The organism is Staphylococcus pseudoxylosus (genome assembly GCF_044794325.1).
Taxonomy (GTDB): Bacteria; Bacillota; Bacilli; order Staphylococcales; family Staphylococcaceae; genus Staphylococcus; species Staphylococcus pseudoxylosus.
Genome location: NZ_CP085024.1, coordinates 2,200,995 through 2,225,786, shown reverse-complemented (window position 1 = coordinate 2,225,786; position 24,792 = coordinate 2,200,995). Strand labels below are relative to the sequence as shown.

Below are 24,792 nucleotides of genomic sequence, written 5' to 3'. Positions count from 1 at the left end.
ATGGATTATCAATTCTTTTTGATATGATAATAACTATACTATAAAAGTCGGAGAAATATTGATAGAGGTGAACCAATGTTAACTACAAAAAGTTTAGTAGAACGCTTCGAACTTGAGATGATTGCAGGCGAAGCAGGGTTAAATAAGCAAATTAAAAACACTGATATTTCAAGACCTGGATTGGAAATGGCGGGGTATTTTTCTCACTATGCTTCAGACCGAATCCAATTATTAGGTACTACGGAATTATCTTTTTATAATTTATTGCCAGATGAAGAACGTAAAGGACGCATGAGAAAATTATGCCGACCTGAAACACCGGCAATTATTGTGACGAGAGACTTAGAACCACCAGAAGAATTGATTGAAGCCGCTAAAGAACATGAAACACCTTTAATCACTTCTACAATTGCTACTACACAATTAATGAGTCGATTGACTACGTTTTTAGAACATGAACTAGCTAGAACAACGTCACTCCACGGTGTACTTGTGGATGTGTATGGTGTAGGTGTATTAATAACTGGTGATTCTGGTATTGGGAAAAGTGAAACAGCCTTAGAATTAATTAAAAGAGGTCATAGACTTGTAGCCGACGATAACGTTGAAATTAGAGAAATAAGTAAAGATGAATTAATTGGTAGAGCACCCAAATTAATAGAACATCTACTAGAAATTAGAGGTCTGGGCATTATCAATGTTATGACTTTATTCGGGGCTGGGTCGATTTTGACAGAAAAACGATTACGCTTGAATATTCATTTAGAAAACTGGCACAAAGAAAAATTATACGATCGTGTTGGATTAAATGAAGAAACATTACGCATTCTAGATACAGAAATCACGAAGAAAACGATACCCGTTAGACCTGGTCGTAACGTAGCAGTAATCATTGAAGTAGCAGCAATGAATTACAGACTAAACATTATGGGAATTAATACAGCTGAAGAATTTAATGATCGTTTAAACGCAGAAATTTTACGTAACGGTAATAATGGTGAGGAGAAATAAGCAATGTTAACATTAAACTATATCGATCCTATTGCATTTGAATTAGGACCGATTTCAGTCCGATGGTACGGAATTATCATTGCGGCTGGTATACTATTAGGCTATTTTATAGCACAGGCTAGCGTGAAAAGGATTGGCTATGACCAAGATACACTAGTTGATATTATTTTTTGGAGTGCCATATTTGGCTTCATTGTGGCAAGAATCTATTTTGTTATTTTTCAATGGCCTTATTACATACAAAATCCAATTGAGATACCAATGATATGGCATGGTGGTATTGCGATACACGGCGGTTTAATTGGAGGGTTTGTTACCGGTATTATTATTTGTAAGCAAAAGAATATTAATCCCTTTCAAATCGGTGATGTAATTACACCTAGTATGATTCTTGGCCAAGGTATTGGAAGATGGGGAAATTTCATGAATCATGAAGCGCATGGTGGACCAGTTTCAAGGTCTGTGCTTGAAAATTTACATATACCTGATTTTATTATTGATAATATGTACAATGATGGTAAATATTATCAACCAACGTTTTTATACGAATCCATATGGGATATTTTAGGTTTTGTGATATTAATTTTATTAAGAAAACATCTGCGTGTTGGTGATACGTTCTGCCTTTATTTAATATGGTATTCTATCGGTAGATTTTTCGTGGAAGGCATGCGTACAGACAGCCTAATGTTAACAAGTGATATTCGTGTAGCTCAGTTAATGTCTATTATCTTAATTCTAGTTGGTATTATCATAATGATTATTAGAAGAGTGAAATATCGTTCGCCACGTTATAAAGATGTTGGTCCGTTATCATGGCCAAACCCAAAAGTGAAGTGATAAAATAACATGCGGAATTTAAAAAGACAGAAGTCACATGGCAAAAATCCACTGTGGCATATGTACCGTTACGTGAGGATTGTTAAAATTTTCAAGCAGACGGTGATTATTGAAATTTGTCGCTATATACCTATAGTGAAGTTAAAGCATTGGATATATCGTAAATTTTTGAAAATGAACATCGGTGCAGAAACGGCATTTGCGTTTAAAGTCGTTCCGGATTTACTTTATCCAGAATATATTACGATAGGTGAAAATTGTGTCATTGGATATAATACAACTATTTTGACGCACGAATTTCTAGTGGATGAGTTTAAAACAGGACCTGTCCATATCGGTGACAATACTTTAATAGGTGCAAACGTAACTATTTTGCCTGGTGTTACTATAGGAAAGAATGTCAAAGTTGGTGCGGGTGCCGTTGTTTCTAAAGATATACCAGATAACACATTGGCTTATGGGAATCCCATACAAATTAAAAGTTAAAAACATAGGAGGTGAGCATGGATGGCGCATAACGACAATGTAATACCAATGAAGTTTGATAGTCAGTTTTATAAAAAATTAGGTGAACAAAAATTTCACCAACAAGAATATAAAAAAGCTGCAGAACATTTTAAAAAAGTGCTTGAAATGTCACCTCAAGATTTTGATATAAAAGTAAAATATTCGGAATCTCTAGTAAATATAGGGCTAGGTAATAAGGCAGAACATCTTTTTTATGAAAGTATAGCGCAAGATGAATTTGTGGAAGAGAGTTATTTTCAGCTTAGCCAACTTAATATTACGATGAATGAAGCTAATAAAGCATTCCTATTTGGAATCAATTATATTACAATGTCTAACGATGAAGATTATAGAGATGAACTTGAAGAGATGTTTGAAGTATCCTATCATTCTGCTGAAAAAATTGAAACAGAAAGTCAACTATTCGCCATACAGCTCATTTTTCAATATTTATTTTCCCAAGGTCGTTTACCAGAAGCAAGGAATTTTATTTTAAATCAAAATGATGACATACAAGCACATCGTGTCGTACGTAATTTGTTAGCAATGTGTTACTTATATTTAAATGAATATGATACGGCGAAAGAGATGTTTGAACGTTTACTGAGTGAAGATAATAGTGATGTACATGCCTTATGTCATTATACGTTATTACTCTATAATACGAATGATAAAGAGAAATATCAGCGCTACTTAAATATTTTAGGAAAAGTTATGCCTATGAATGATGACGAATCATTCAAATTAGGGATAGTCCTATGTTATTTAAGGCAATATGAAGCATCGCAAAAGATATTACATCCCCTTTATAGAAAAGGGAAATTCCTATCTATACAAATGTATAATGCGCTCAGCTACAATAATTACTATTTAGGCAATTTGGAAGATAGTAAATATTTTTGGTCTAAACTACAAGAGGTTACTCAAGTAGACGTTGGCCATGCCCCGTGGGTTATAGAAGAAAGTAAAGCTTACTTTGATCAACAAATCCTACCATTATTATTAAATGACGATAGTCACCATAGATTGTATGGTATTTTTTTACTTAATCAGTTAAAGGGAAGAGAAGTATTATTGACCCAAGAAATTTGGGGCATATTAGAATCTATGAATGATTATGAAAAATTATATTTAACATACCTTATACAAGATTTAAAATTAAACAAGTTAGATTTTATTCATAGAGGTTTGTTAATGCTTTATGATGTAGAATCATTGAAAAATAATGAAGAATTATTTATTATATGGATTGATCAAGCGGAAGCAATTATTTCTGAAAAGGTAGACTTAAGCAATGTCGATAACTATGTAGCGGCATTTGTATATATATATTTTCGGAATACCGATATCAAAGTGACGAAACAACAAGTATTAGAATGGTTTAATATCTCAGCGTATCGCTTGAATAAAACAATCGATTATTTAGTGAGCATATAAGTTTATAAAAAGCAAGAAATCATATATACTTCGCATAATGAATTATTAAATAGGAGGCAATTAAATGGCTGAACAAGTGGATTTTGATATTGCAATTATCGGTGCAGGTCCAGCAGGCATGACTGCTGCAGTTTACGCATCTCGTGCAAATTTAAGCACAGTAATGATTGAACGTGGCATGCCTGGTGGTCAAATGGCGAATACAGAAGAAGTTGAAAACTTCCCAGGATTTGAAATGGTAACAGGTCCAGACTTATCAACAAAAATGTTTGAACACGCGAAAAAATTTGGTGCAAAATATCAATATGGTGATATTAAATCAATTGAAGATAAAGGATCTTATAAAGAAATCAATCTTGGTAATAATGTAATTACAGCTCATGCAGTTATCATTTCAACTGGTGCAGAATATAAAAAAATCGGAGTACCAGGTGAACAAGAACTTGGCGGTCGTGGTGTAAGTTACTGTGCGGTTTGTGATGGTGCATTCTTTAAAGGTAAAAAATTATTTGTTATCGGTGGCGGAGATTCAGCTGTTGAAGAAGGTACATTCCTTACAAAATTTGCTGATAGTGTCACAATCGTTCACCGTAGAGATGAATTACGTGCACAAAAAATACTTCAAGATCGTGCATTTAAGAATGACAAAATTGATTTTATTTGGAGTCACACGCTAAAAACAATTAATGAAAAAGACGGTAAAGTTGGCTCTGTCACATTAGAATCAACTAAAGATGGTGCAGAACAAACGTTAGATGCAGACGGTGTATTTGTTTATATTGGTATGAAACCATTAACAGTACCTTTCCAAGATTTAGGTATTACTAACGAAGTTGGTTATATTTTAACTAATGAAGATATGAGTACTAATATTCCTGGTATTTATGCAGCAGGTGACGTTCGTGAAAAAGGTTTACGTCAAATCGTAACAGCAACAGGTGATGGAAGTATTGCCGCACAAAGTGCAATTGCATATATTGAACACCTTAAAGATACAATTGAAGCATAATTAAAAATTAACTGAGCTAATCAGAATTAATTAATTAATGTAACTCGGTTATATAGTTATTGCTAGAATGTTAAACTTACGCTAGATTGTAAGTGAACGCATTCTAGCTTTTTTTACATAAAGAATTTGTACGACTGGTAAAGTTGTCATGGTTAAATTTTAAAAGCCAAAAAGGATTGAATACAAATAATCTCATAGTGACAAATGCTTAGACTACTACCTTAGACCTTTTTCATGTAAAATAGTTTATGATACTATGAGACTATTAGATATGAACGCGTCACTTTAAAGAATGAACATAATAGTCGCTCAATATAACGATTTAACAATAATTTTGATAAATAAACAACGGATGGTGTGAAAAGATGCAACCGGAAGAACAAGATATAGTGAAAAGTGAATTATTAGTTGTTACAGGTTTGTCAGGTGCCGGAAAGTCTGTAGTTATACAGAGCTTAGAGGACATTGGATATTTTTGTGTAGATAATTTACCACCAATTCTTTTGCCGAAATTCGTCGAACTTATGCGACAAGGTAATCCTTCCCTACAAAAAGTAGCAATCGCAATAGATTTAAGAGGTAAAGAATTATTTAAATCGCTTGTTAAAGAAATTGATTTAATCAAAGGTGATTCAGATGTTATCGTTGATATGATGTTTTTAGAAGCATCTAATGAAAGACTGATTTCTAGGTATAAAGAAACACGTCGTGCACATCCTTTGAATGAAAGGGGACAGCGCTCATTAATTGAATCTATTGAAGAAGAACGCGAATTATTGACTGAGATTAAGAGCTTGGCAAATTACACGATCGATACTTCACAAATGAAACCAAAAGAATTGCGCAAGCGTATTGGTGACTATTTCAATCAAAGTAATTATCAAACTTTTAATATCAATGTAACAAGTTTTGGTTTTAAACATGGTATACAAATGGACGCCGACTTAGTGTTTGATGTAAGGTTTTTACCTAATCCACACTATGTTGATGATTTGAGACCATTAACTGGTGAAGATGAGCCGGTCTATAAATATGTCATGAAATGGAAAGAAACTGAGACTTTTTATGAAAAATTAATGGATTTATTAAAATTTATGATACCAGGTTACAAAAAAGAAGGTAAATCTCAGCTTGTTATTGCCATTGGATGTACTGGTGGACAACATCGTTCTGTCGCATTAGCCAAACGAATCGGAGCAGAACTCAAAGAGAGTTTTGACTATAATGTTTATGTGCATCATAGAGACGCACATGTCGAAAGTGGCGTGAAACATAAAGATGAGAAGAATTAAACTTGTACTTATAGGTGGAGGTACAGGTTTATCCGTTTTAGCACGTGGTTTAAAAGATTATCCCATAGATATTACGACAATTGTTACAGTTGCTGATGATGGGGGTAGTACTGGAAAGATAAGAAGCGAAATGGATATACCTGCTCCAGGTGATATACGAAACGTAATTTCAGCATTAAGTGAAACTGAATCAACATTAGAACAATTATTCCAATATCGATTTAAAGAAAATCAGGTTGAAGGGCATTCTTTAGGTAATTTATTGATTGCTGCACTTACCAACATTAATAATGACTTTGGACATGCAGTTAAAGAATTGAGTAAAATATTAAATATTAGAGGTAGTGTCATCCCTTCAACTAATACGAGTGTAAGATTAAATGCAGTAATGGAAGACGGAGAAATTGTCTATGGCGAATCTAAAATACCTAAAAAGAATAAAAAGATAGAACGTGTATTTTTAGAGCCAGAAGATGTAAAACCAATGGAAGAAGCTGTAGAAGCTATTGAAGAAGCAGATTTAATTGTATTGGGACCAGGCTCTTTATATACGAGTGTTATATCTAATCTTTGCGTTAAAGGCATCTCTGAATCATTACTTAAAGTTGATATACCTAAACTATATGTATCGAACGTTATGACCCAACCTGGAGAAACGAATCATTATACAGCACTCGACCACGTTAAAGCGATACATGATCACATAGGAAGTCATTGTATTAACTATGCCATTTGTAGTACGCAACCGTTTCATGGTGATGTAGTCGAACGTTATAGAAAAGATAACGCTGAGCCTGTGCAATGTGATATAGCTGAAATGGAAGCTCAAGGTATTAAAGTGTTTACACACCCAAACATGGTTGAAGTTTCCACTGAAAATTATGTGCGACATAATACTGAAGTGCTTTCTAAGATGATCTATGAAATTGCTATGCAGGAAACAGAGACAATAGAATTTACTCGGGATAAAGAAAATGATGAAAAGTATTAAGTGAGACTATAAAGTTAAGAAGGGACTGATTGTAATGAGCTTTGCATCCGATATGAAGAATGAACTAACAAGAATAGAAGTAGATGAAGAGAATGCAAAAGCAGAGCTCAGTGCCCTTATTCGAATGAATGGTGCACTCAGTCTATCCAATCAACAATTTGTTATCAATGTACAAACTGAAAATGCTACGACAGCTAGACGTATCTATTCACTAATCAAAAAAGTATTTAATGTTGAAGTGGAGTTACTAGTAAGAAAAAAAATGAAGCTTAAAAAAAATAATATATATATTTGTCGTATTAAAGCGCGAGCAAGAGAAATTTTAGATGAATTAGGTATATTAAAAAATGGCGTTTTCACGCATGAAATTGACCAAGGTATGATTTATGAAGATGAAATGAAAAGAAGTTATTTGAGAGGGGCTTTTCTTGCTGGCGGTTCGGTTAATAATCCAGAAACATCTTCTTATCATCTAGAAATCTTCTCATTGTATGAAGATCATTCTGAAGGTATCACACAATTGATGAATGAATATGAATTAAACGCCAAGCACCTTGAACGTAAAAAAGGAAGTATCGCATATCTAAAAGAAGCAGAAAAAATATCGGACTTTCTTAGTTTAATTGGTGGTTTCCAGGCATTGTTGAAATTCGAAGATGTGCGTATCGTACGTGATATGAGGAATTCTGTAAATAGGCTTGTTAATTGTGAAACGGCAAATTTAAATAAAACAGTAAGTGCTGCAATGAAGCACGTTGAAAGTATCCATCTCATTGATAAAGAAATAGGATTAGACAATTTGCCTGATAGATTACGTGAAATCGCAAAATTAAGAATAGAACATCAGGAAGTTTCGTTAAAAGAATTAGGTGAAATGATGTCTACTGGAAAAATATCTAAATCTGGTGTAAATCATCGTCTGCGTAAATTAAATGAAATGGCCGACAAGATAAGAAGCGGAGAATCAATAGAGTTGTAAATTAGCACTGCAATCGCGTAATTTACTAGACTTGAACTTTTTTATAAATAAATCATATTTGGTCATTTTTTTAATAATTATGCTAATATATAATAAAAGTAGTTATTTCAATTACTGACACCTTGTATAGGTGTCTTTTTTATATCATTTAAAAATTGATTCTAAGGTTGAATCATGTCGAAGTTTAATTAAGTAGTATAGACATTAAGGAGGGCATACATGTTAGATTTTATTAATAAGCACTATAGAAATATTTTATTTTGTTTAATCGGTACATTAATTAACGCAATAGGGGTGAATTGCTTTTTACTTGGTTCTAACCTTGGAGATGGTGGGACTGTTGGCATATCACTTTCTTTACTGTATGCCTTTGGTTTATCTCCTGCATGGACCTCTCTAATTATAAATACGATTGTTGTTTTTATTGGTTGGAAATTTTTAAGTAAAACGGTTGCTGTTTATACCGTTATCTCAAATACTGCGCTGTCTTTCTTTTTACATTTAACTGAAAATATTAATCTCGGCATCGATAATTTTGTTATTAATTCGGTTTTTGGTGGCGCTATTATCGGTATTGGTGCTGGTTTGGTTATATCAACAGGTAGTACACTTGGTGGGACATCTGTAATTGCTAAAATAGTAAATAAGTATTCAGAGATTAAAACATCACAAGGTATTTTTATACTTGATGCATTGGTGGTACTTTCTTTTTTAATGGTATTACCGTTAGAAAATGTCTTATTTACAATCATTATGCTATTTGTTACTGAACGAGCAACAGCATTTATAATTGAAGGATTTAATCCTAAAAAGGCAGTTACTGTAATTTCAAATAAAAGTGAAGTAATTAGTGATAAGATCAATGCTTTTACAGGGAGAGGCTCAACAATCCTTACTGGTAAAGGCGGTTATGGGAAAAATGAAACACATATGCTTTATGTCGTCGTGCCACAGTCACAAGTGACAAGAGTGAAAAAACTTGTGAATGAAGAAGATGAAAATGCCTTTTTAGTCATCCACGATGTACGAGATGTTTTAGGAAGTACTTTTATTAATATGAGTTAATCAATGAAACTGAAGCTATGGATGCATTGATTGAACAAATGCCAATTGGCAGATTAGCTAAACCAGAAGAAGTAGCATCTGTCGTTCTATGGCTATGCTCCCCATAGACAAGTTATATGATTGGCCAAGCAATTTCAGTAGATGGTGGCTTTATAATTCAATAAGTATTAGAGTCACAATGATATACAAAAAAGGGACGCCAAAGATGGAATCCCTTTTTTATGTATATAATATAAGTCCCCTCGAAGGGAATCGAACCCCTATCTTAAGAACCGGAATCTTACGTGTTATCCATTACACTACGAGGGGATAAAAAACACATTAATCTAAGTGTACAAATCTAAATGCCTTCGGTCAATAAGAATAATTTAACTTTCATAAAAAAATTGAGCGTTATTTTTTGACCATGTTTGACTTTTGAGTTAAAATAAGTTTATCAATTAGAAATAAGGAGGCAATATTAATGAATTTAATACCTACAGTAATTGAAACAACAAACCGTGGGGAACGTGCCTATGACATTTACTCACGTTTATTAAAAGATCGTATTATTATGTTAGGTTCACAAATCGATGATAATGTAGCAAACTCTATTGTTTCTCAATTATTATTCTTACAAGCACAAGATGCTGAAAAAGATATTTATCTTTACATTAACTCACCAGGTGGTAGTGTAACTGCTGGTTTTGCAATTTATGATACAATCCAACACATCAAACCAGATGTACAAACGATTTGTATTGGTATGGCTGCGTCTATGGGTTCATTCTTACTTGCAGCTGGAGCAAAAGGCAAACGTTTTGCACTTCCAAACGCAGAAGTAATGATTCACCAACCATTAGGTGGCGCACAAGGTCAAGCTACAGAAATTGAAATTGCTGCTAACCACATTCTTAAAACACGTGCTAAATTAAATCAAATTTTAGCAGAACGTACAGGTCAATCAATTGAAAAAATTGAAAAAGATACAGATAGAGATAATTTCTTATCTGCTGAAGAAGCAAAAGAATATGGTTTAGTTGACCAAGTAATGGTTCCTGAATCATAGGATTACAAATTGTAAGGTTATTGACAAGATGCATATAGAATTGTGTAGCTTGTTTTATGGGTCCCGGGACATAAGTAGATGTTCCGGGCTTTTTTATGTGCCTTTTAATAATAAGTGATGAATTCAATCAATGAAATATTGATATGAATCAAATTAAAACAAAAAATATCTTAAATGAAAAACCAACCAAATGCATGGACAGCACTTGACTGGTTTTTATTGAAAAGTATATTAAGAATCTTGAAATGTATTACTTTTGGAACTATTTTTGCCGTTAAAGTAAAGTTTTAGTGCAAATGCAGTAACAAAGATTCCAAAAATGATTAAAAAGGATGAAACGACAAGCATCGGAGTGGATTTCTCAAATGCAAATACACCGTTTAATAATAGAAGTAAACCAGAGATTAAAAGTAATACATGTGTTAAACGATCATGTTTCATTTTTTAAATTCAGTCCTATTCCATTAATGTACTAAATCTTCTAAAGCGATTTTTAAATCTGGATATTTAAATTTAAAGTCAATTGCCTGTAATTTGTTAGGAATAACCTTTTGAGTATCAAGTATAACTGTAGACATCTGACCTAAGATAATTCGTAATGCTAATGATGGAACCCATGTATAATGAGGGCGATGTGATGCGCGCGCAAGCGTGTAGCCAAATAAATTTTGGTGTTCAACGATTGGCGCAGTAAAATTAAATACGCCTTGTGCTTCTTCAGTGTTGATAGTATGAAGAATTGCTCTAGTTAAATCGTCAATGTGTATCCAAGAATACCACTGTCTTCCTGAACCAATCTTACCACCAACATAGAATTCATAGGGTAGTTTCATCATTGGTAAGGCACCACCTTCATTAGATAGTACCATACCAAATCTACCTATCACTACACGTGTGCCTAATGATTCGAATTGACGAGCAAGACGTTCCCATTGATAGACTACTTCTGATAAGAAATCAAAGGGTAATGTTTTGTATAATTCAGTATATGTGCGATATAAATCGGGTTTGTAATAACCAACAGCACTTGCGTTGAAGAATACTGAGGGTTTCTGTTCACGCCCTTCAAATAATTCAAATAACGCTTGCGTTGATTGTAAGCGACTCACCATAATCTTTTGTTTATAACTTTTAGTCCAACGCTTATTTAAACTTGCACCCGCAAGATTGATAACGATATCTATGTCAGGTACTTGTGCTTCCCAATCAGGATTTGACCAATTTACATAAGTGATTTTGGGATGTGATGTTGTTTTGTCTTGTCTTGTTAAAATTGTAATATGTGAGTCACTTTGGACAATGGCTTCTACTAATTTCGTACCTACCATGCCTGTGCCACCTGTAATTAAATAGTTTTTCATTTTATCACCTCATAAATAGTAATGCCTAATGTTGCAATGATTTTAAGCGAAACAATCGCATCGCATTTGAAGGTCATAATTTTTTCAAAGATTGTTCAAGAATATGTCATTTACTTACCTTAAGAAGTATTTAAAATAAAGGAGGTTCGATTTATAATAAAAGTACCTTCGATATTAATTAATCATCTCTTAATTATTTCGAGTATACCCCATAATATACTAACGAAGGTAAAATTTTGACTCCCTTTAGTAGTGAGGCTGGGACATAACTATGTGTCTCAGCCTTAAATGCGTTATTGCCAGAGACTAATTAGGTATTTATAATTATCTTTCATTGCCAATTACTTTTTGGTATAGAGTTATAATGGGATTACAAAAGCGCCTTGCAGAAGCTTCTGTTGATTGTCCCTGACTATAAATTTATGTTAACGCAATTTGCAGCATCTAACTATCTTTTTACTTGTTATCCCACTTAAAAAAGAGAGTAAGTTAGAAGTTTACACTTGTAGCTACAGAAATAATAAAATAAAGCCCAAAAGACTAATTAATATTAAAGTAATAAAGATTATGAATGTAACTCGTGATTTCGAATGTACTTTGGTATTATGATTTTCGTTTTCAAGCATAATTTGTCTAAGACCGTGATTGCTATTCCTTGAGTGTTGATCTAAGTCATCAAATAGTTCATGTTTTTTCAATTTAGAACACATCCTGTTATGATAGATATAAGGTAATCTTTTTTTAATTACTTTCACAAAAGTATTGAAAGTGTTAATAAAATTAGATTAATATTAAAGCAAATCATAAAATTTTATCATACATATGTATTTTACTATATATATGACTTTAAGATAACAACTAGATTAAAAAATTAGTTAATAAGTTTAATTAGCATATGGAATAGTGTAAAATATATATTTGATATTGAAAGCATACAGGTTTTTTTAAAATGTATGATATAAATTGAAGTGAGGGGAGCATATGCCAAAGCATAATCAAAATAATAACTTTGATGACCAAGATAATAAGACAATGAGTGGTTTTGCGAAAATAGTTAGTGGAGTAATTGTATTACTATTAGTAGGCGGACTCATATTTGCCATTTTTGCATTTGTGGATCATTCCAATAAAGCTAACGAACGTTTAGCAGATCAGAAACAAGAAGAAAAAGAGAAACAAAAAGAGAAAACAAAAGAAGAAAAAGAGAAGAAAAAGAAAGATAAATCTACTGAAGAATCTCAACAGACACAACAAACGCAACAGACACAACAAACACAGCAGACGCAGCAAGCTCCTCAAACGCAACAAACACAGCAGACACAACAAAGAACTAGACAACCTGCTACTACTGAACGTACAACTGAAGAAAAGAAAACACCAGAAAAAACAAAAGAAGCAACAACTGAGGAAAGAACCACGGAAGAAAGAACTACTGAAGAGCGAACAACAGAAGAAAAAACGACAGAAGAAAAAACACCAGAGCCTTCAACGGAAGAAAGAACAAGTGAACCATCCACTGAGCAAAAAACATCAGAGCCTACAACTGAGCAAAGAAGCGCACAAAATAGTTCACAAGGCAGTACACAAGAGAAATCATCACAAAATAATGCTTCAAATCGAAGCGAACAAACATCTGACGAAGACTAAAGTACAGTTGTATAAGGATGTGTCAAAGCATTTGTTAATGTTGAAAAGCCGGACTGATTATTTATCAGCCCGGCTTTATTTATATAAAAAGTATTTCACAAATTAAGATTCAGTAGAATTAATTAGAAATAACCGTTCCTAATGTCACCTCTGCCACATAACCGTTTTGGATATCAAATTTGATATTGTTACCATTTAAAGTATAGTAAATAGATTGAGCTTTTCCTGTATTAACAACTTTACCTTCACCCCATACTTTAGTCAGTTGTTTTTGAGAAATATGGTTTTTCTTAACTGGGAATTTAGCTTGGATTGCTTTGTTAGTAGCAAACTTCATCATTTTTTTGTCATGTACTTTAATTTCTTTTGAATATTTTTGGTAACTTAAAGCACTTTGAGTATCGGCATAAATATGATAGCCATTGATTTTAACGTTATTGTGTTTTACAGCATTTTTAAAATTGGAATCTAATATAAAGTTACCGTTATGACCAGTCATACCAGTGTAATTGTACCATGGTTTTACCGCCGCCTCTGCAACGTTACTTTGTGATGCAAATTGTGTTGCTGTAGTGCCTAGTAATGTGCTTAATACGATAGCGCCAGCTAAAATAACCTTTGTGAATTTTTCATTTTTTAAAGCTCCTTTTAATATTTTTATAATTATGTTGTTTGTAACCTTATTGCTATAAATATATTACTATACAGTTACAAATGTTACAAATATATTACAAAAATTTAATTAACTAGTAAATTTTGCCTAAGAGCGGAGATGATTCAAAGAAGTTAAGTTGCTATGAGAGCATAAAAAATAAACTGTCGCATAGCTTAAGTCACTATACAACAGTAAAGAATATATAAGCATGATAATGAATTGAGAAAGTTATAATATAGATAGAAGCATTTATTATTAAAAGGTAGATTCTATGAGAAGACTATTGTAATAAGGAATTAATAGTATGGTAGATGAACAATGAAATATGACTTGTAATTATCATTTTTGAAAATATAATTTTAAAATAAAAAACTGAGTAAGTAAGACATTAACGAAAATATAATAATTAAAGTAAAACAACCGCCAAAACATCCTAAAGGACCACAACCACAGCCAAAATGTTTTGTGTAATGTAAAGATTGGCGTTGATGGTTTGTAGGAATGTCTTGATTTTTCTTATTAAAGTAATCTTTATTCTTATAACGTTGATCATCTGGCTCAATAACTTCTGGATTATTATTGTTAGACATGTGTTTCTCTCCTCGATTTGTTTAATATATATTCATTTTAAAGATTTAATACATAGTATTCAATTAGAGTTGCTCAGTGTAGTGGTCGGGGTTGAACAAAATGTGTTTAACTTAATTATCCATTTATTTAAGGAATAATGATTAACAAATTATATAGCGGGTAAATTGTTACTGTACGCAGATAAAAAATGTATGATTTTAATAGTGGATTTAGCTAATGAAATATAAGGCATTTTTGCTTGCAATTTCAAAACGATAGTAGTATTATTGCAAATATAAGAGGTTATATTTTTTTGTCCCACTAGGGACGGAAAAAGTCAATCTATGGTTAGAACTTGACCCTTTATAAAGAAACGGAGGAGGATAGTAGTGAAGGATTTGATAAAAGTTCAACAAAAGCTTGTGCCAGAAATTGTTGAAAAAATGTATCGTCGTTTCTCGATCCTCACTACTATTTCAAAGCATCAACCCGTAGGTAGACGTAGTTTAAGTGAATATATGGATTTGACTGAACGTGTGCTTCGTTCTGAAACAGACACCCTAAAGAAACAGGATTTAATTAAAGTTAAACCCACAGGTATGGAAATAACAGAAGCAGGTGCGGCAACCGTCAGACAATTAAATGGTTATTTTAATGTATATTCTGACGACCATCATCTTGCCCAAGTTATTAAAGAACAGTATGGAATCAAAGAAGTCTATGTCATACCGGGAGATTCAGACGCTGATCAAACGGTTAAGATTGAATTATCCCGTCAGGCAGGACAACTCGTTGAGGATGTTCTTTATGAAAATGCAATTGTCGCAGTAACAGGTGGCTCAACAATGGCCTATGTTAGTGAAGCGATGCATCATCAACCATACAATGCGTTTTTCGTTCCTGCGAGGGGCGGACTTGGTGAAAATGTTGTTTATCAAGCAAACACTATTGCAGCTAGCATGGCACAGCAGACAAACGGTGATTACACAACATTATATGTACCAGACAACGTAAGTGAAACGACATATAATACACTTATGTTAGAACCATCCGTAATCCAGACGCTAGAAAAAATCAAACAATCCAATATTACAATCCATGGCATTGGTGATGCGCTGAAGATGGCGCGAAGACGTCAATCACCTAATGAAGTTATAGAAAAACTTCAACATCACAATGCCTCGGGAGAAGCATTTGGATACTATTTCGATGATCAAGGTGAGGTCGTGCACAAAGTGAAAACGATAGGACTTCAGTTAGAAGACCTTGAATCGAAAAAGTTTATTTTTGCTGTAGCAGGGGGTAAATCAAAAGGAGAAGCAATTAAAGCTTATCTTTCAATTGCTCCTAAAAACACTGTTTTAATTACAGATGAAGGTGCAGCAAAAGCAATCGCAAACAACAGTAATAAAAAGTGATAACACTTTTTAAATATCATTTATTAAAGGAGGCCATTATAATGGCAGTAAAAGTAGCAATTAATGGTTTTGGTAGAATTGGTCGTTTAGCATTCAGAAGAATTCAAAACGTTGATGGAATTGACGTAGTAGCAGTAAATGACTTAACAGATGACGAAATGTTAGCACATTTATTAAAATATGACACTATGCAAGGACGCTTCACAGGAGAAGTTGAAGTAGAAAATGACGGTTTCCGTGTGAACGGACAAGAAGTGAAATCATTCTCTGAGCCAGACCCAAGTAAATTACCTTGGAAAGATTTAGACATCGATGTTGTATTAGAATGTACTGGTTTCTTCGCTGATAAAGAAAAAGCAGAAGCTCACATTAATGCAGGTGCTAAAAAAGTATTAATTTCAGCTCCAGCTACTGGTGATTTAAAAACAATCGTTTATAACACAAACCACCAAGAGTTAAACGGTAAAGAAACAGTTGTTTCAGGTGCTTCATGTACAACTAACTCATTAGCTCCAGTTGCTAAAGTATTAAACGATGATTTTGGTTTAGTAGAAGGTTTCATGACTACAATCCATGCTTACACTGGTGACCAAAATACACAAGATGCGCCACACGCTAAAGGCGACAAACGTCGTGCTCGTGCAGCTGCTGAAAACATTATTCCTAACTCAACTGGTGCTGCTAAAGCAATTGGCCTAGTTATTCCTGAAATCGATGGTAAATTAGACGGTGGAGCGCAACGTGTTCCTGTAGCTACTGGTTCATTAACAGAATTAACAGTTGTATTAGAGAAAAATGTAAGTGTTGAAGACGTTAACGCTGCAATGAAGAATGCTTCAAATGAATCATTCGGTTACACTGAAGACGAAATCGTTTCTTCTGATGTAGTTGGTATGACTTACGGTTCATTATTCGATGCAACACAAACACGTGTTATGACAGTTGGCGATCGCCAATTAGTTAAAGTAGCAGCTTGGTACGATAACGAAATGTCTTACACTTCACAATTAGTTCGTACATTAGAACACTTAGCAACTCAAGCTAAATAATTCGATGTAAAATTGATTTAGCAAGCGCATTGTGCTGTTAAATTTAAACAATATGCTTAGGAGTAAGCGGGGAGCACAACGCTTCTCCGCTTATTTTAATTTATTGTTCCATTCAGAGGAGGAAGCTTACATGGCTAAAAAAATTGTAACTGACTTAGAATTAAAAGGTAAAACTGTACTTGTTCGTGCTGATTTTAACGTACCGATGAAAGATGGAGAAATTACTGATGATAATCGTATCGTCCAAGCGTTACCAACAATTCAATATATTATTGAACAAGGTGGCAAAATTGTATTATTCTCTCATTTAGGTAAAGTGAAAGAAGAAAGCGACAAAGCAGAATTAACTTTAAAACCAGTAGCTGATGCATTAACGGAAAAATTAGGTAAAACAGTTACTTTTGTACCTGAAACACGTGGTGAAACATTAGAACAATCTGTTAAAGATCTTAATGAAGGTGATGTATTATTAGTAGAAAATACTCGTTTTGAAGATGTAGATGGTAAAAAAGAATCTAAAAACGATCCTGAATTAGGTAAATACTGGGCTTCACTTGGGGATGTATTCGTAAATGATGCTTTTGGTACAGCACATCGTGAACATGCATCGAATGTAGGTATTGCAGCTAACTTAGAAACAGTAGCAGGATTCTTAATGGAAAAAGAAATCAAATATATTGGTGGCGTAGTTGAAAACCCTGATAAACCTGTAGTTGCAATTCTTGGTGGCGCAAAAGTTTCTGACAAAATTGGCGTTATTACAAACTTATTGAAAATTGCAGACAAAGTACTTATCGGTGGTGGTATGTCATACACGTTCTTTAAAGCACAAGGAAAAGAAATCGGCTTATCTTTATTAGAAAAAGATAAAGTTGACTTTGCTAAAGAATTATTAGACCGTGCTGGCGATCAAATCGTATTACCGGTTGATTGTAAAATCGCTAAAGAATTTTCAAATGATGCAGAGATTACAGAAGTAACTGTAGATAATATCCCAGCTGATCAAGAAGCGATGGATGTTGGACCGAAAACAGTTGAATTATTCAAAGAGCATTTACAAGGTGCACATACAGTAGTATGGAATGGACCAATGGGTGTATTTGAATTAAGTAACTTTGCTAAAGGTACGATTGGCGTTTGTGAAGCAATCGCTGAATTGAAAGATGCTAATACTATTATTGGTGGTGGCGATTCAGCTGCTGCAGCTATTTCATTAGGTTATGCTGATGACTTTAGCCATATCTCAACTGGTGGCGGCGCATCATTAGAATATCTTGAAGGTAAAGAACTACCTGGCGTAGTTGCAATTGCTAACAAATAATCGCACGACTAGAATCAGCAACCCATGATTATAAAATAGACACTATTTAATCATAATTTACTAATAGGAGTGTAATATAATGAGAAAACCAATTATCGCAGGTAACTGGAAAATGAACAAAACTGTTCAAGAAGCAAAAGATTTTGTAAATGAATTACCAGCATTACCAGATACTAAAGAAGTAGAATCTGTTATTTGTGCACCAACAATTCAACTAGACGCATTAGTAACGTTAGTTAATGAAGGTAAAGCACAAGGCTTACAAATTGGCGCACAAAATGCATATTTCGAAGACAATGGTGCTTTCACCGGTGAAACTTCTCCAGTAGCTTTAGCTGACTTAGGTGTTAAATACGTTGTTATCGGTCACTCAGAACGTCGTGAAATCTTCCATGAAACAGATGAAGAAATTAACAAGAAAGCACATGCAATCTTTAACCATGGTATGACTCCAATCATTTGTGTTGGTGAAACTGACGAAGAACGCGAAAGTGGCAAAGCAAATGAAGTTGTTGGAAGCCAAGTTAAGAAAGCAGTAGAAGGTTTATCTGAAGAACAACTACAACAAGTTGTTATCGCATATGAACCAATATGGGCTATCGGTACTGGTAAATCATCTACAGCTAAAGATGCAAACGAAATGTGCGCATTTGTAAGACAAACAGTTGCAGAATTATCTAGCCAAACTGTAGCAGAAGCAACACGTATTCAATATGGTGGTAGTGTTAAACCTAACAACATTGAAGAATACATGGCAGAATCAGACATCGATGGTGCTTTAGTAGGTGGCGCATCACTTAAAGTGGATGATTTTGTACAATTGTTAGAAGGTGCAAAATAATATGGCGAAACAACCAACTGCATTAATTATTTTAGATGGTTTTGCAAACAGAGAGAGCGAGCATGGTAATGCTGTAAAACTAGCTAATAAACCTAATTTTGACCGTTATTATAGTAAGTATCCAACAACACAAATCGAAGCAAGTGGTTTAGATGTTGGACTACCAGACGGCCAAATGGGTAATTCAGAAGTTGGGCATATGAATATTGGTGCTGGACGAATTGTTTATCAAAGTTTAACTCGTATTAATAAATCAATTGAAGATGGAGATTTCTTTGAAAATGAAGTATTAAACAGTGCTATACAACATGTTAAAGGTAATGATTCAGTACTACATGTCTTTGGTCTATTATCAGACGGAGGCGTACACAGTCATTATCAGCACCTTTTTGCTTTATTAGAATTAGCTAAAAAACAAGGCATTGAAAAAGTTTATGTTCACGCATTTTTAGATGGACGTGACGTTGATCAAAAATCAGCATTAAAATATATAGAAGAAACTGAAGCTAAATTTAATAAACTTGGCATTGGCCAATTTGCTTCTGTATCTGGACGTTATTACGCAATGGATCGTGATAAACGTTGGGATAGAGAAGAAAGAGCATATAATGCTATCCGTAATTTTGGTGGAGAGACGTTTGAATCAGCAAAAGCTGGCGTTGAAGCTAACTATGCTAAAGATTTAACAGATGAATTTGTAGAACCATTTATCATTGAAGACCAAAATGAAGGTGTTAATGATGGCGATGCAGTAATCTTCTATAACTTCCGTCCAGATAGAGCAGGACAACTTTCTGAAGTGTTTACAGATAAAGCATTTGACGGGTTTAAAGTGGAACAAGTCAAAGATTTATTCTATGCAACATTTACAAAATACAATGACAACGTAGATGCAGAAATTGTTTTTGAAAAAGTCGATTTAAATAATACAATCGGTGAAGTTGCACAAGATAATGGTTTGAAACAATTACGTATTGCTGAAACAGAAAAATTCCCACATGTAACTTATTTCATGAGTGGCGGTCGCAATGATGAATTCAAAGGTGAACGTCGTCGTTTAATTGATTCACCTAAAGTCGCAACTTATGACCTTAAACCAGAAATGAGTGCATATGAAGTCAAAGATGCTTTAATCGAAGAGTTAAACAAAGGTGACCTAGATTTAATCTTATTAAACTTTGCAAACCCTGACATGGTTGGACATAGTGGTATGTTAGAACCGACGATTAAAGCAATTGAAGCCGTAGACGAATGTTTAGGTGAGGTTGTTGATAAAATAACTGAAATGGGTGGCCATGCAATTATCACTGCTGACCACGGTAATTCAGATATGGTATTAACTGACGATGATCAACCTATGACTACACATACAACTAATCCAGTTCCGGTCATTGTTACAAAAGATGGTGTGACATTACGTGAAACAGGTCGTCTTGGTGATTTAGCACCAACATTATTAGATTTATTAAATGTAAATCAACCAGAAGACATGACTGGTGAGTCATTAATCAATCACTAATTGAATGAATTAAAATTTAGAGTGAAAATTGATGCTATAAATTTGTATGGAAGCACTTTTTATTCTGACAATTTGTAGCATCTATAAACAACACAAGAGAATTAAATTACTTTGTATTTATAGTATTTAAAGCTATAATGAAGATGAAATTTAATATTTCTAAACTACTTATTTATAAAGGAGATTATAAACATGCCAATTATTACAGATGTTTACGCTCGCGAAGTCCTAGACTCACGTGGTAACCCAACAGTTGAAGTAGAAGTATTAACAGAGAGCGGCGCTTTTGGTCGCGCATTAGTTCCATCAGGTGCGTCTACTGGTGAACATGAAGCAGTAGAATTACGTGACGGTGATAAATCACGTTACTTAGGTAAAGGTGTTACTAAAGCAGTTGACAATGTTAACGAAATTATCGCACCAGAACTTATCGAAGGTGAATTTTCAGTATTAGAGCAAGTATCAATCGATAAAATGATGATTCAATTAGACGGTACTGAAAACAAAGGTAAATTAGGAGCTAACGCTATTCTTGGTGTTTCTATTGCAGTAGCACGTGCAGCAGCTGATTTACTTGGACAACCACTTTACAAATATTTAGGTGGATTTAACGGTAAACAATTACCGGTACCAATGATGAACATCGTTAATGGTGGTTCTCACTCAGATGCTCCTATCGCATTCCAAGAATTTATGGTATTGCCTGTAGGTGCAGAAACATTTAAAGAATCATTACGTTGGGGAGCTGAAATCTTCCACAACTTAAAATCAATCCTTAAAGATCGTGGTTTAGAAACAGCAGTAGGTGACGAAGGTGGCTTTGCTCCTAAGTTTGAAGGTACTGAAGATGCTGTTGAAACAATCTTAGAAGCAATTAAAGCAGTTGGTTTAGAGCCAGGTAAAGATGTATTCTTAGGCTTCGACTGTGCTTCTTCAGAATTCTTTGAAGACGGCGTTTATAACTACGCTAAATTCGAAGGTGAAAATGGTGCGAAACGTACTGCTGAACAACAAGTTGACTACTTAGAAGAATTAGTTAACAAATATCCAATTATCACTATTGAAGATGGTATGGATGAAAATGACTGGGACGGCTGGAAAGTATTAACAGATCGTATCGGTGACAAAGTGCAATTAGTTGGTGACGATTTATTTGTTACAAATACAGTTAAATTGTCTGAAGGTATCGAAAAAGGTATCGGTAACTCAATCTTAATCAAAGTTAACCAAATTGGTACATTAACAGAAACATTTGACGCAATTGAAATGGCTCAAAAAGCTGGTTACACTGCAGTTGTTTCTCACCGTTCAGGTGAAACAGAAGATACTACAATTTCTGACATCGCTGTTGCAACAAATGCTGGCCAAATCAAAACTGGTTCATTATCAAGAACTGACCGTATTGCTAAATACAACCAATTATTACGTATTGAAGATGAATTATACGAAACAGGCAAGTTTGACGGACTTAAATCTTTCTATAACTTATCTAAATAATATAGCTTTAAAATTAAAGAGTTCACGCGCTAACACGCAAGTCATAATGACTTGCGTGTTTTTTTAAAGTCCTACTTGCTCAATTGAAAAGTGAGCATAGTAGGACTTATGCAATAGCAAGGCTATTGTAAACAGGAAAAGTACTTGCCCAATTGAAAAGTGAGCATAGTAGGACTTATGCAATAGCGAGGCTATTGTAAACAGGAAAAGTACTTGCTCAATTGAAAAGTGAGCATAGTAGGACTTATGCAATAGCAAGGCTATTGTAAACAGGAAAAGTACTTGCTCAATTGAAAAGTGAGCATAGTAGGACTTATGCAATAGCAAGGCTATTGTAAACAGGAAAAGTACTTGCTCAATTGAAAAGTGAGCATAGTAGGACTTATGCAATAGCGAGGCTATTGTAAACAGGAAAAATACTTGCTCAATTGAAAAGTGAGCATAGTAGGACTTATGCAATAGCAAGGCTATTGTAAACAGTGGAAGCGTGTACTTGATTCAAGTCGTAATTGTTAAAAGGGCAGTAGCTGACTGGATTGAAAATAAAAACGATCTTTATCGTGTATTGAGTAAATGCTTTTAAAGTATGAGCTTGAGTTCCAATAAAATCATTATTCATTTCAATCCTAGTCATCCTTGCCGGGGTGTGACGACGAAATCATTTAAAAGCAAATTAGATTTCTGTCCCACTCCCTAGTAGGACTTATGCAATAGCAAGGCTATTGTAAACAGTGGAAGAGTGTACTTGATTCAAATTGTAATTGTTAAAAGAGCAGTAGCTGACTGGATTGAAAATAAAAACGATCCTTATCGTGTATTGAGTAAATGCTTTTAAAGTATGAAATTTAGTTTCAATAAAACCTTTACTCATTTCAATCCTAGTCATCCTTTCCGGGGCGTGACGACGAAATCACTTAAAAACAAATTAGATTTCTGTCCCACTCCCTTGTTTATATTTAATATCAAAAATAAAAAGTATTACTAGAGCGTATGACTATAGTTTACTTATTTACTTAAATTGTTCATCTTTCACTATGAAACTGATATAATTATAAGTGTAAATTATAGAAGGAGTATCAACTCATTATGGATGTAAAACCAAAGTCAAAAGAAATTAAGACAGCACATCTGATTGCATATAGTTCATTAATTATTGCTATACTTTATGCCGTACATTTATTTTTAGTGTTAGATGATAGTGTAATAAAACAATTGCTATCTAATAGTGGACAAAAAACATCAGAAAATGCTGTTGGCACAATTAAAAATAGTTTTCAGTTTACTGGGATTATGTATATCTTAGCGAACTTAGCGGGTATCTTTGCAATTTGGAATAGGCATAGCTATTTATGGTGGTTCATGTTTGCGGTATTCGCATCACAAATTTTGTATAATATAATTAATATTGGTGCAGTTTATCACGCAATATTAGATGTGAAATCAAGTTTAAACTTATTACCACTAACATTAGTATTAGTGATATCATTTGTACTCGGCGTATACATGTTAATCGTTTCAATAGTACGTAAGAGTACGTTCAATAGATAGAAGTTTGCTAAAGGTAACGAACGTATGATATAATGCGTTTCGTATATGATGAATGGAGGACAATTTTCATGCATACATTAATAATAGTACTTTTGATTTTAGATTGTATTGCATTAGTAACTGTTGTGTTACTCCAAGAAGGTAAAAGTAATGGACTATCAGGTGCAATCAGTGGTGGCGCCGAACAGTTATTTGGTAAACAAAAGCAACGCGGTATTGATTTATTCTTGCATAGATTAACAATTGTATTGTCTATCATTTTCTTCTTGTTAATGTTAGGCATAAGTTATTTTGGTTTATAAGGTCCGACAATGTTAAAGTCGGGCTTTTTTATTTATAATAGATATGTTGAGTTTAAATGAATAGTGAAATATTCAAGTATAGATAAATATAGTGATGTTGTAATTAAAAGCATAAACGAAAGGATTGAATACAATGCAGATGAAACTTCCAGAGCCATTCTTTTTTGAAGAAGGGAATAGAGCAGTGTTGTTATTGCATGGTTTTACAGGAAATTCCTCAGATGTAAGACAATTAGGTCGATTCTTACAGAAAAAAGGTTATACATCTTACGCACCACAATATGAAGGACATGCAGCACCACCTGAAGAGATTTTAAAATCAAGCCCTTTTGTATGGTTAAAAGATGCCTTAGATGGTTATGACTTTTTGGTAGATAAAGGTTATGATGAAATTGTTGTAGCGGGTTTGTCACTTGGTGGCTGCTATGCTTTAAAATTAAGCTTAAACAGAGATGTAAAGGGTATTGTAACTATGTGCTCTCCTATGTATATTAAGACTGAGGGCGCTATGTTTGAAGGGGTTTTAGAATATGCCCGTAATTTTAAAAAGTATGAAGGAAAAGATGAAGCCACAATTCAAAAAGAAATGGATCATTTCAAACCAACAGATACTTTAAAAGAATTACAAGGTCAAATTGAAGATGTAAGAGAACACATTGATGAAGTGATGGATCCGTTATTGGTTATTCAAGCAGAGCAAGATCAAATGATCAATACAGATTCTGCAAACATTATATACAATGAGAGCGAATCTGATGATAAAGATATTAAATGGTATGCAAATTCAGGACATGTCATTACGATAGACAAAGAGAAAGAACTAGTATTCGAAGACGTCTATAATTTCTTAGAATCATTAGATTGGTCAAATTAAAATATAAATAT

The 24,792-nt window shown here is 33.7% G+C and carries 24 protein-coding genes and 1 tRNA gene; 20 read left to right on the top strand and 5 right to left on the bottom strand.

Annotated elements, in window-relative coordinates; all coding sequences use genetic code 11:
* The first annotated feature begins 75 nt into the window (after positions 1 to 75).
* The 9 genes from hprK to LG295_RS10695 all read left to right on the top strand — a co-directional run bounded on the left by hprK (position 76) and on the right by LG295_RS10695 (position 9,131).
* Positions 76 to 1,011 (top strand): HPr(Ser) kinase/phosphatase, encoded by a 936-nt coding sequence (hprK, locus tag LG295_RS10735; protein WP_039068628.1) that lies wholly within the window; start codon positions 76 to 78, stop codon positions 1,009 to 1,011.
* Between the two features lie 3 nt (positions 1,012 to 1,014).
* The gene (gene lgt / locus LG295_RS10730; protein WP_404475894.1) at positions 1,015 to 1,851 is read left to right on the top strand and encodes a prolipoprotein diacylglyceryl transferase; all 837 of its coding nucleotides are present in this window, start codon (positions 1,015 to 1,017) and stop codon (positions 1,849 to 1,851) included.
* Positions 1,852 to 1,860: 9 nt separating this feature from the next.
* Complete coding sequence (locus LG295_RS10725; RefSeq protein ID WP_107557867.1) at positions 1,861 to 2,337, top strand: DapH/DapD/GlmU-related protein; 477 nt, start codon at positions 1,861 to 1,863, stop codon at positions 2,335 to 2,337.
* A gap of 21 nt (positions 2,338 to 2,358) precedes the next feature.
* Positions 2,359 to 3,795, top strand: a complete 1,437-nt coding sequence (locus LG295_RS10720) for a lipopolysaccharide assembly protein LapB (protein WP_107557866.1) — start codon at positions 2,359 to 2,361, stop codon at positions 3,793 to 3,795.
* 64 nt (positions 3,796 to 3,859) lie between these two features.
* Positions 3,860 to 4,804: a thioredoxin-disulfide reductase gene (trxB, locus tag LG295_RS10715; RefSeq protein WP_107531693.1), complete on the top strand. Its 945-nt coding sequence runs from the start codon at positions 3,860 to 3,862 to the stop codon at positions 4,802 to 4,804.
* A gap of 365 nt (positions 4,805 to 5,169) precedes the next feature.
* Positions 5,170 to 6,096 (top strand): RNase adapter RapZ, encoded by a 927-nt coding sequence (rapZ, locus tag LG295_RS10710; RefSeq protein ID WP_107531692.1) that lies wholly within the window; start codon positions 5,170 to 5,172, stop codon positions 6,094 to 6,096.
* Complete coding sequence (gene yvcK, locus LG295_RS10705) at positions 6,083 to 7,087, top strand: YvcK family protein (protein ID WP_107531691.1); 1,005 nt, start codon at positions 6,083 to 6,085, stop codon at positions 7,085 to 7,087. The genes rapZ and yvcK overlap by 14 nt, the downstream gene beginning before the upstream one ends.
* A 34-nt stretch (positions 7,088 to 7,121) precedes the next feature.
* Positions 7,122 to 8,066 (top strand): DNA-binding protein WhiA, encoded by a 945-nt coding sequence (gene whiA / locus LG295_RS10700; RefSeq protein ID WP_107531690.1) that lies wholly within the window; start codon positions 7,122 to 7,124, stop codon positions 8,064 to 8,066.
* 219 nt (positions 8,067 to 8,285) lie between these two features.
* On the top strand, positions 8,286 to 9,131 hold the full coding sequence (locus LG295_RS10695) for a YitT family protein (RefSeq protein WP_107531689.1): 846 nt from the start codon (positions 8,286 to 8,288) through the stop codon (positions 9,129 to 9,131).
* 237 nt (positions 9,132 to 9,368) lie between these two features.
* Here LG295_RS10695 and LG295_RS10690 read toward each other — a convergent pair.
* A tRNA-Arg gene (locus LG295_RS10690) sits at positions 9,369 to 9,440 on the bottom strand.
* 154 nt (positions 9,441 to 9,594) lie between these two features.
* On the opposite strand from LG295_RS10690, the gene clpP reads away from it, so the two are divergent.
* On the top strand, positions 9,595 to 10,179 hold the full coding sequence (clpP, locus tag LG295_RS10685) for an ATP-dependent Clp endopeptidase proteolytic subunit ClpP (RefSeq protein ID WP_017722486.1): 585 nt from the start codon (positions 9,595 to 9,597) through the stop codon (positions 10,177 to 10,179).
* Positions 10,180 to 10,410: 231 nt separating this feature from the next.
* Here clpP and LG295_RS10680 read toward each other — a convergent pair whose 3' ends face one another.
* Positions 10,411 to 10,620 carry a hypothetical protein gene (locus tag LG295_RS10680; protein ID WP_107558409.1) on the bottom strand — a complete coding sequence of 70 codons (210 nt, stop codon included), beginning with the start codon at positions 10,618 to 10,620 and terminating at the stop codon, positions 10,411 to 10,413.
* A 23-nt stretch (positions 10,621 to 10,643) separates the two neighbouring features.
* On the bottom strand, positions 10,644 to 11,540 hold the full coding sequence (locus LG295_RS10675; protein WP_107558408.1) for a TIGR01777 family oxidoreductase: 897 nt from the start codon (positions 11,538 to 11,540) through the stop codon (positions 10,644 to 10,646).
* 981 nt (positions 11,541 to 12,521) lie between these two features.
* Here LG295_RS10675 and LG295_RS10670 point away from each other — a divergent pair.
* Entirely contained in the window at positions 12,522 to 13,187 is a 666-nt protein-coding gene (locus LG295_RS10670; protein ID WP_107531456.1) for a DUF4887 domain-containing protein, read from the top strand.
* Between the two features lie 118 nt (positions 13,188 to 13,305).
* Here the strand turns inward: LG295_RS10670 and isaB are convergent, their stop codons facing one another.
* Both isaB and LG295_RS10660 read right to left on the bottom strand, forming a co-directional pair.
* A complete protein-coding gene (gene isaB, locus LG295_RS10665; protein ID WP_404476875.1) occupies positions 13,306 to 13,800 on the bottom strand; it encodes an immunodominant staphylococcal antigen IsaB family protein in 495 nt (164 codons plus the stop codon).
* A 401-nt stretch (positions 13,801 to 14,201) separates the two neighbouring features.
* Positions 14,202 to 14,432 carry a hypothetical protein gene (locus LG295_RS10660; protein WP_107531458.1) on the bottom strand — a complete coding sequence of 77 codons (231 nt, stop codon included), beginning with the start codon at positions 14,430 to 14,432 and terminating at the stop codon, positions 14,202 to 14,204.
* A 369-nt stretch (positions 14,433 to 14,801) separates the two neighbouring features.
* Between LG295_RS10660 and LG295_RS10655 the strand changes: the two genes are divergently transcribed.
* From LG295_RS10655 to LG295_RS10615, 9 genes are all read left to right on the top strand, one after another.
* The gene (locus tag LG295_RS10655; RefSeq protein ID WP_107531459.1) at positions 14,802 to 15,830 is read left to right on the top strand and encodes a sugar-binding transcriptional regulator; all 1,029 of its coding nucleotides are present in this window, start codon (positions 14,802 to 14,804) and stop codon (positions 15,828 to 15,830) included.
* Positions 15,831 to 15,871: 41 nt separating this feature from the next.
* Entirely contained in the window at positions 15,872 to 16,879 is a 1,008-nt protein-coding gene (gene gap, locus LG295_RS10650) for a type I glyceraldehyde-3-phosphate dehydrogenase (RefSeq protein WP_107531460.1), read from the top strand.
* Positions 16,880 to 17,009: 130 nt separating this feature from the next.
* Positions 17,010 to 18,200: a phosphoglycerate kinase gene (locus LG295_RS10645; protein ID WP_042363074.1), complete on the top strand. Its 1,191-nt coding sequence runs from the start codon at positions 17,010 to 17,012 to the stop codon at positions 18,198 to 18,200.
* A gap of 79 nt (positions 18,201 to 18,279) precedes the next feature.
* Positions 18,280 to 19,041 (top strand): triose-phosphate isomerase, encoded by a 762-nt coding sequence (tpiA, locus tag LG295_RS10640; protein WP_107531461.1) that lies wholly within the window; start codon positions 18,280 to 18,282, stop codon positions 19,039 to 19,041.
* 1 nt (position 19,042) lies between these two features.
* Positions 19,043 to 20,560, top strand: coding sequence for a 2,3-bisphosphoglycerate-independent phosphoglycerate mutase (gpmI, locus tag LG295_RS10635; RefSeq protein ID WP_404475888.1), 1,518 nt, complete (start codon positions 19,043 to 19,045; stop codon positions 20,558 to 20,560).
* A 192-nt stretch (positions 20,561 to 20,752) separates the two neighbouring features.
* Entirely contained in the window at positions 20,753 to 22,057 is a 1,305-nt protein-coding gene (eno, locus tag LG295_RS10630; RefSeq protein ID WP_107531463.1) for a surface-displayed alpha-enolase, read from the top strand.
* Positions 22,058 to 23,143: 1,086 nt separating this feature from the next.
* On the top strand, positions 23,144 to 23,605 hold the full coding sequence (locus LG295_RS10625; protein ID WP_107531464.1) for a hypothetical protein: 462 nt from the start codon (positions 23,144 to 23,146) through the stop codon (positions 23,603 to 23,605).
* A gap of 68 nt (positions 23,606 to 23,673) precedes the next feature.
* Entirely contained in the window at positions 23,674 to 23,907 is a 234-nt protein-coding gene (secG, locus tag LG295_RS10620; RefSeq protein ID WP_017722473.1) for a preprotein translocase subunit SecG, read from the top strand.
* A 133-nt stretch (positions 23,908 to 24,040) separates the two neighbouring features.
* Positions 24,041 to 24,781, top strand: a complete 741-nt coding sequence (locus LG295_RS10615; protein ID WP_107531465.1) for a carboxylesterase — start codon at positions 24,041 to 24,043, stop codon at positions 24,779 to 24,781.
* Positions 24,782 to 24,792: the final 11 nt, after the last annotated feature.